The following is a 7011-nucleotide window of genomic DNA, read 5'->3' on the forward strand; positions in this document are numbered from 1 at the left end:
CCAAACCTCAGTCGCCCCGTCCATTCTGGGAGGCCCGGATGACCGGCACCGCCCCCGCGCCCTTCACCGCCGACGACTACCGGGCCCGCATGGCCCGCGCCGCGCGCGAGGCCGCCGGTGCCGGACTCGGCGGCCTCCTCGTGGCGCCGGGCCCCGACCTGGTCTGGCTCACCGGCTACGCGCCCACCGCCGCGACCGAACGGCTGACCCTGCTCGTCCTCGCCGCCGACCGCGACCCCGTCCTCGTCGTGCCGACCCTGGAGGCCCCCGACGCCGCGAAGGCGGCCGGCTCCCCTGCGCTCACCCTGCGCGACTGGACCGACGGCAAGGACCCCTACGCCCTCACCGCCGCCCTCCTCGACGACGGCGGCCGGTTCGGGATCAGCGACAACGCCTGGGCGATGCACCTTCTGGGCCTGCAGAAGGCCCTGCCCGCCACCTCCTACGCCTCCCTCACCGAGGCACTGCCGATGCTGCGCGCCGTCAAGGACGCGGCGGAGCTGGAGCTGATGGCGGCGGCGGGCGCGGCCGCGGACCGGGCGTTCGAGGAGATCCGGCAGGTTCGCTTCGCCGGACGCAGGGAGACGGAGGTCGGCGCCGACCTCGCCGACCTGCTGCGCCGCTTCGGGCACTCCCAGGTCGACTTCACCATCGTCGCCTCGGGGCCGAACGGCGCCAACCCGCACCACGAGGTCGGCGACCGGGTCATCGAACGCGGCGACATGGTCGTCCTCGACTTCGGCGGCCTCAAGGACGGCTACGGCTCCGACACCTCCCGCACTGTCCACGTCGGCGAACCCACCGAGGAGGAGCGCCGGGTCCACGACGTCGTCCGCGAGGCGCAGGAGGCGGGCTTCCGGGCGGTCCGGCCCGGCGCCGCCTGCCAGGACGTCGACCGGGCCGCCCGCGCGGTCATCGCCGACGCCGGCTACGGCGCGTACTTCATCCACCGCACCGGCCACGGCATCGGCGTCACCACCCACGAGCCGCCGTACATGATCGAGGGCGAGGAACAGCCCCTCGTGCCCGGCATGTGCTTCTCCGTCGAACCCGGCGTCTATCTGCCCGGCCGCTTCGGCGTGCGCATCGAGGACATCGTCACCGTCACCGAGGACGGCGGCCGCCGCCTCAACGACACCACCCGCGAACTGGTCATAGTGGACTGACCGCCCCAGGAGTCCCCGGCACCCACCCGAACGGCAACGGCGCGACCATGACCCAGGCACCGACACCCACCGCGGACACCGTCCGCCGACTGGTCCGCGCGCTCCTGAAGGAGAGCGGCCCGAGCGGCTCGGGGCCGGAGGTACGGCCCGTCGCCGAGGGCGGCACGCATTCCACCTGGTGGGTCGGCGCCCGCCATGTGCTGCGCCTGGCCCCCGACCGCGAGGCCAGTGTGCGCCGCCGCCGCGAACTGCGGCTGCGCGACCTCGTCCGCCCGCACGTCCCCGTGGCCCTGCCGACCAGCGTCGCGCAGGGCGAGTGGTCGCCGGGGCTGACCTACACCCTCGACACCAGGCTGTCCGGCGGCACCGCCGAGGAGCACGACGTGTCGGCCGTCGGCGAGGCCGACCTCGCCGGACTGCTCGGCGGACTGCGGGAGGTGCCGCCCCGGCAGGCCGAGGCGCTCGGCGTGCCGCGCACCGCGCCGCGCTCCCTGGAGGCGCTGCGGCGGATGGCCGTGGGCGCCGCCGAAGCCCTCGCACGGGCCGACGAGTTCGACCCCGCCCGCCTGCACCAGCTCACCCCGCCCGGCGCGGCACAGCTGGCCGCTCAGCCTGCCACGTCCGTACTCGTCCACCACGCGCTGCGGGGCGAGCACCTCGTGGTGAGCGCCGACGGCCGGGTGCGCGGCGTCCTGGACTGGACCGAGGCGGTCGTCGGGGACCCCGCGGAGGACATCGCCGGCCTCGCCGTGGCCGTCGGCTCCGGCGCCGCCGTCCGTGCCGCCACCCTCGCCGGCTACGGCGCCCGCCCCTGTCTGCGCGGCCTGTGGCTGGCCCGCTGCGACACCGTCGTCCGCCTCGCGAAAGGCGCCACGGGCCCCGGCCCGCGCGACCCCGAGGCCCTCGCCCTCCAGCGGACCCAGTTGCAACGGGCCTGGGAGGCGATCCTGCTGGAGCGGGTGACGGAGCTGCGCGAGGACGGGGAGGACGGTTCGGCCGAGGACGCGTAGGCGCGACAGCCCGAGCGCGCCCCGCCCGGTCCACCCCCACTCACCGGGGCGGCGGCTCCCGGCCCCACCCGCCCGGATCCACTCGCTCCCGCCCCCCCGGCGGATCCGGCCCCCGCTCACCGGGCAGGTCCCGTTCCGCCTCGCTGTGCTCCCGCTCCGGCGCAGGCGGCGAGGAGCCGCATCACCTCCCGGGCGGTCTCACTCCCGCTCACTGGGTGTCCCGTTCTCGCCCGCCGGGCGGATCTCCCCGCTCACCGGACGGGTCCCGCTCACGCCCGTTGGGCGGGTCCCCCCGGCTCACCGGACGGGTCCCGCTCACGCCCGCCGGGCGGATGCCCTCGCTCACCGGGCGGGTCCCCCCGGCCCACCGGGCGGGCTCAGTCCTGCTCGAGTACCACGCAGGACTGGCCGGGGAGTCGTAGCAGCCCGTCCGGGCCCGGTGCGTCCACCGGCTCCCAGGCGGCCAGTACGCGGGCCGGGCGCGGCCCCAGAGGGATCGAGGCGGGCTTCTCGCCGAGGTTGACGGCCACCCGGACGTCGCCGCGCCGGAAGGCCAGCCAGCGGGCCTCGGCGTCGTGGGCCACCTTGATGTCGGCCAGGTCGGGGTCGGTGAGGTCGGCCTGTGCGTGCCGCAGCGCGATCAGTTCGCGGTACCAGGCCAGCACGCGCGCGTGCGGCTCGCGCCGCGGCTCGGACCAGTCCAGGCAGGAGCGCTCGCGCGTCGCCGGGTCCTGCGGGTCGGGGACGTCCTCCTCGGCCCAGCCGTGCGAGGTGAACTCCCGCCGTCGGCCTCGCCGTACCGCCTCGGCGAGCTCGGGGTCGGTGTGGTCGGTGAAGTACTGCCAGGGCGTGCCGGCGGCCCACTCCTCGCCCATGAACAGCATCGGAGTGAACGGGGCGGTCAGCGTCAGCGCGGCCGCGCACGCCAGCAGGCCGGGGGAGAGGGATGCCGAGAGGCGGTCGCCCTGGGCGCGGTTGCCGACCTGGTCGTGGGTCTGCGCATACCCGAGGAGCCGATGCGCCGGCACCCGGGAGCGGTCCAGCGGACGCCCGTGACTGCGGCCCCGGAAGCCGGAGTACGCGCCGTCGTGGAAGAAACCGCCGGTGAGGGTCTTCGTGAGCGCGGTGAACGGATCGCGCGCGAAGTCGGCGTAGTAGCCCTGGGACTCGCCGGTGAGGGCCGTGTGCAGGGCGTGATGGAAGTCGTCGTTCCACTGCGCGTGCAGGCCCAGGCCGCCCTCCCGGCGGGGTGTGATCAGCCGGGGGTCGTTCAGATCGGACTCGGCGACCAGGAAGAGCGGGCGGCCCGTCTCGGCGGCGAGGGCGTCCACGGCCGTCGACAGTTCCTCCAGGAAGTGGCACGCGCGCGTGTCCGCCAGCGCGTGCACCGCGTCCAGCCGCAGCCCGTCGAGCCGGTAGTCGCGCAGCCAGGCCAGCGCGCTGTCCACCAGGTAGGCGCGCACCTCGTCCGAGCCGGGCGCGTCGAGGTTGACGGCCGCCCCCCACGGCGTGTGGTGCGTCTCGGTGAAGTACGGGCCGAACTCGGGCAGGAAGTTGCCGGACGGGCCCAGATGGTTGTGCACCACGTCCAGGACCACGCCCAGACCGAGCTCATGGGCCCGGTCCACGAAGCGCTTCAGCGCCTCGGGACCGCCGTACGGCTCGTGCACCGCCCACGGCGACACCCCGTCGTACCCCCAGCCGTGCCGGCCGGGGAAGCTGCACAGCGGCATCAACTCCACGTGGGTGATGCCGAGTTCGGCGAGGTGGCTGAGCCGCCCGGCGGCCGCGTCCAGGGTGCCCTCCGGGGTGTACGTGCCCACGTGCAGCTCGTACAGGACCGCCCCCGCCAGCGGCCGCCCGGCCCACTGCGCACGCCAGGTGTAGCGACCCTGGTCGACGACCGCGCTGAGCCCCTCGGGGCCGTCCGGCTGGCGGCGTGAGCGAGGATCGGGCCGGAGCGGGCCGTCGTCCAGGGCGAAGCCGTACCGGGCGCCGTCCTCGGCCGGCGCCTCGCCGATCCACCACCCGGCGCGTTCCGGATCGCGCTCCAACGCGCGCGTGACGCCCTCGCACTGGAGCGTCACGCGTTCGGCCTGCGGTGCCCACACCTCGAACTGCACGGACGGTTCCCCTTCGTCTGCTCACCGTGATGTAGCCCGTCGTCGTCCATCGTGCTGCAAACGGGATCAATACGCTTTTGGAACACACCCATTGCCGCCACGCGCCTGTGCGGGGTGTTTACCCGTTTTCTGGACACCGGGGGTTCGCTGACCGACAATCACCACCGTGACGTCGTCTTTCGAGTTCAACACGTACCCCGCGCGGCTTACCGACGCGGAGCGCGACAAGGCGCTGAAGGTGCTGCGTGACGGCGTCGCCGTGGGGCGTCTGTCGCACGACACGTTCATCCGGCGCATGGAGCTGGCCCTCGCCGCCCGCCGCTCGGACGAGCTCGCCGTCCTCACCGCCGACCTGCCCAAGGAGAACCGCTTCTCCCGCGCCCTCTTCGGCACCGTCGAGGCTGTCTCGGGGTTCACCGTCCGGCTGCGCAGGGCCTGGCAGGCCGAGCGGCTGCCCAAGCTCCTGCTGCCGCACCCCGGCACCGAGCAGGCCCTGCGCATCGGCCGCGACCCCGCGAGCGGCCTCCGGCTGACCCACGAGAGCGTCTCGCGGGTGCACGCCGAGCTGAGTCGCCAGGGCGGCATGTGGGTGCTGCGCGACCTCGGCTCGACCAACGGGACGACCGTCAACGGGCGCCGTGTCATCGGCGCGGCCGTGGTCCGCGAGGGCGACCAGGTCGCCTTCGGCCGGATGGCGTTCCGCCTCTCGGTGAACTGAGTCGGCTCAAGTCCCTCTGCAGGACGTGGTGTTGACGTACCGCAGGCCCATGACTCACTGTGCGTACACCGGACACGCCAGGTGAACCGACGGTGCCGCCCCGTGGAGGTGTGCCCTGCCGCTCCTCCGCTACCCGACCGTGGACGAACTCGCGGCCCGCGCGGCCGCGCTCGCCGCCCGCAGCTCCGGGAACGCCCGGCTGCGCCGTGTCGGGGTCTCGCGCGCGGGCTCGCCGCTGTGGCTGCTCTCCGTGGGACGGGGCGCCCGCCAGGCCCTCGTCGTCGCCGGACCGCACGCCAACGAGCCCGTCGGCGGCGCCACCGTGCTGCGGCTCGCCGAACGCGTCCTGGCCGACCCGCGGCTCACCGCCGACGCCGACGCCACCTGGAACCTGCTGCTGTGCCTGGACCCCGACGGCCTGCGCCGCAACGAGGGCTGGCTGGCCGGCCCCTACAGCCTCGGCCGCCACTTCCGGCACTTCTTCCGGCCCGGCTTCCTGGAACAGCCGGAGTGGCTGCCCGACGGCGCGGCAGCCGCCGCGCTGCCGGAAACCAGGGCGCTGCTGCGTCTGCAGGACGAACTGAAACCTTTCTTCCAGTGCTCGCTGCACGGCGTCGACGTCGGGGGCGCATTCGTGGAACTGACCCGCGACCTGCCCGGACTGTCCCGGCGGGTCGCCCACACGGCCGCCCGCCTCGGCATTCCCCGCGAGCTCGGCCCCCACGACGCCCTGTACTGGCCCCGGCTGGGACCCGCCGTCTACCGCATCCCGCCGCCGCGCCCGGGCGACCTGGCCGCCGCGATCACCGAGGCCGCCGTGGAGTCGACCTGGTACCACCCGCACCGGCACGGCACGCTCACCGCGGTCGTCGAGTCGCCCATGTGGGGCGTGGCGGCCGTGGAGGACGACTCCCGGCCCGCCGACCGGGACGCCGTCCTGCGGTCCGTCAGTCACGCCCTGCGCCGGGACATCGGGGTGCTGGAACGTATCCTCACGAGGGTGCGGCCGCACCTCCTCGACGTCCCCGACGCGGCCCGGCTGCTCGCCCCGGTCGACGACTACCTCCTGGTCTGCCCCGGCCTCGCGGACGCCTGGGATCCCGCCACCGCCGACCCGGCCCGCCCGCTCCCGCCGCTGAGCACCGCCCACCTGACCGCCCTGCGCATCGCCGGGCGGCGGATCGCCCTCCGCACGGCAGGTCTGCTGCACCAGCTGGTCACCGGCGCCCGACACGACCCCAGCGGCGCGCTGCCGGAGCTGGACGCGCTCATCGACGCGTGGTGCGCCGGCTTCCGGGACGAGTGCGGGGCGCGCTGGATCCCCGTGGCACGCCAGGCGGAGTACCAGGCGCGGGTCGTGCTCGCCGCGTTCGACCTGGCCGGCCGCCACCCCGCCGATCCCGACCCTGCCCGTTCGGGTGAGTCGGACTGGGGTACCCGGCCCGCCGTGCCGATGCACGGGGAATGACGTACTTCTCCCACGATCTCCGGTCGGCGAAAGCCGTACGGCGCGTCCTGCCGGCCGCGGCCGCCCTCCTCCTCGCCGCGAGCGCAGTCCCCGCCGTGGCGGCCTCCGGGGACGCCCTTCCCGGCAACTGGCTCCAGCTCACCGTCACCCGCGGCGACTCCCGCTCCAGCGACTCCCGCGGCACCCTCCTGATGTGCGACCCGCCCCAGGGCCACTCCCGGGCCGCGGAGGCCTGCGACGTCCTGGCCGAGGCCGACGGGGACGTCGACGCCCTCGCCGGGGACGGCGGCAGCCGCATCTGCCCGCTCGTGTACGCCCCGGTGACCGTCCGCGCCCAGGGCCGCTGGAACGGCCGCCCGGTCGACTACCGGCGCACCTTCGGCAACGACTGCGAGCGGGAGGCGCTGACCGGGGCGGTCTTCGCCCTGGACGACGACGAGGTGCCCGAGGTCTGAGCGGGCCGGGGTGGTCGCGGACACACGCGCGTGCCCGCGACCCCCCCCTCGCGCTGCCCCCCCTCGCGCTG

At 75.2% G+C, this 7011-nt stretch carries 6 protein-coding genes; 5 read left to right on the plus strand and 1 reads right to left on the minus strand.

Features of this window, described 5'->3' with window-relative positions; translation table 11 throughout:
- Nucleotides 1-38: 38 nt before the first annotated feature.
- Both ACZ7DE_RS12410 and ACZ7DE_RS12415 read left to right on the plus strand, forming a co-directional pair.
- Nucleotides 39-1166, plus strand: coding sequence for an aminopeptidase P family protein (locus tag ACZ7DE_RS12410; RefSeq protein ID WP_470760221.1), 1128 nt, complete (start codon nt 39-41; stop codon nt 1164-1166).
- A gap of 47 nt (nt 1167-1213) precedes the next feature.
- On the plus strand, nt 1214-2176 hold the full coding sequence (locus ACZ7DE_RS12415; RefSeq protein WP_470760223.1) for a phosphotransferase family protein: 963 nt from the start codon (nt 1214-1216) through the stop codon (nt 2174-2176).
- Nucleotides 2177-2553: 377 nt separating this feature from the next.
- Here the strand turns inward: ACZ7DE_RS12415 and treZ are convergent, their stop codons facing one another.
- On the minus strand, nt 2554-4299 hold the full coding sequence (gene treZ / locus ACZ7DE_RS12420; protein WP_470760225.1) for a malto-oligosyltrehalose trehalohydrolase: 1746 nt from the start codon (nt 4297-4299) through the stop codon (nt 2554-2556).
- A gap of 166 nt (nt 4300-4465) precedes the next feature.
- On the opposite strand from treZ, the gene ACZ7DE_RS12425 reads away from it, so the two are divergent.
- The 3 genes from ACZ7DE_RS12425 to ACZ7DE_RS12435 all read left to right on the plus strand — a co-directional run bounded on the left by ACZ7DE_RS12425 (nt 4466) and on the right by ACZ7DE_RS12435 (nt 6940).
- Nucleotides 4466-5017, plus strand: a complete 552-nt coding sequence (locus tag ACZ7DE_RS12425) for an FHA domain-containing protein (RefSeq protein WP_470760227.1) — start codon at nt 4466-4468, stop codon at nt 5015-5017.
- Between the two features lie 139 nt (nt 5018-5156).
- The gene (locus ACZ7DE_RS12430) at nt 5157-6485 is read left to right on the plus strand and encodes a M14 family zinc carboxypeptidase (protein WP_470760229.1); all 1329 of its coding nucleotides are present in this window, start codon (nt 5157-5159) and stop codon (nt 6483-6485) included.
- Nucleotides 6482-6940: an SSI family serine proteinase inhibitor gene (locus ACZ7DE_RS12435; RefSeq protein WP_470760231.1), complete on the plus strand. Its 459-nt coding sequence runs from the start codon at nt 6482-6484 to the stop codon at nt 6938-6940. The genes ACZ7DE_RS12430 and ACZ7DE_RS12435 overlap by 4 nt, the downstream gene beginning before the upstream one ends.
- Nucleotides 6941-7011: the final 71 nt, after the last annotated feature.

This window comes from Streptomyces sp. NPDC037083 (assembly GCF_055606485.1).

What these genes read in the sequence shown, in the direction of transcription:
- ACZ7DE_RS12415 (WP_470760223.1), top strand. Translation starts at nt 1,214, where the DNA reads ATGACCCAGGCACCGACACCCACCGCGGACACCGTCCGCCGACTGGTC.
- ACZ7DE_RS12410 (WP_470760221.1), top strand. Translation starts at nt 39, where the DNA reads ATGACCGGCACCGCCCCCGCGCCCTTCACCGCCGACGACTACCGGGCC.
- ACZ7DE_RS12435 (WP_470760231.1), top strand. Translation starts at nt 6,482, where the DNA reads ATGACGTACTTCTCCCACGATCTCCGGTCGGCGAAAGCCGTACGGCGC.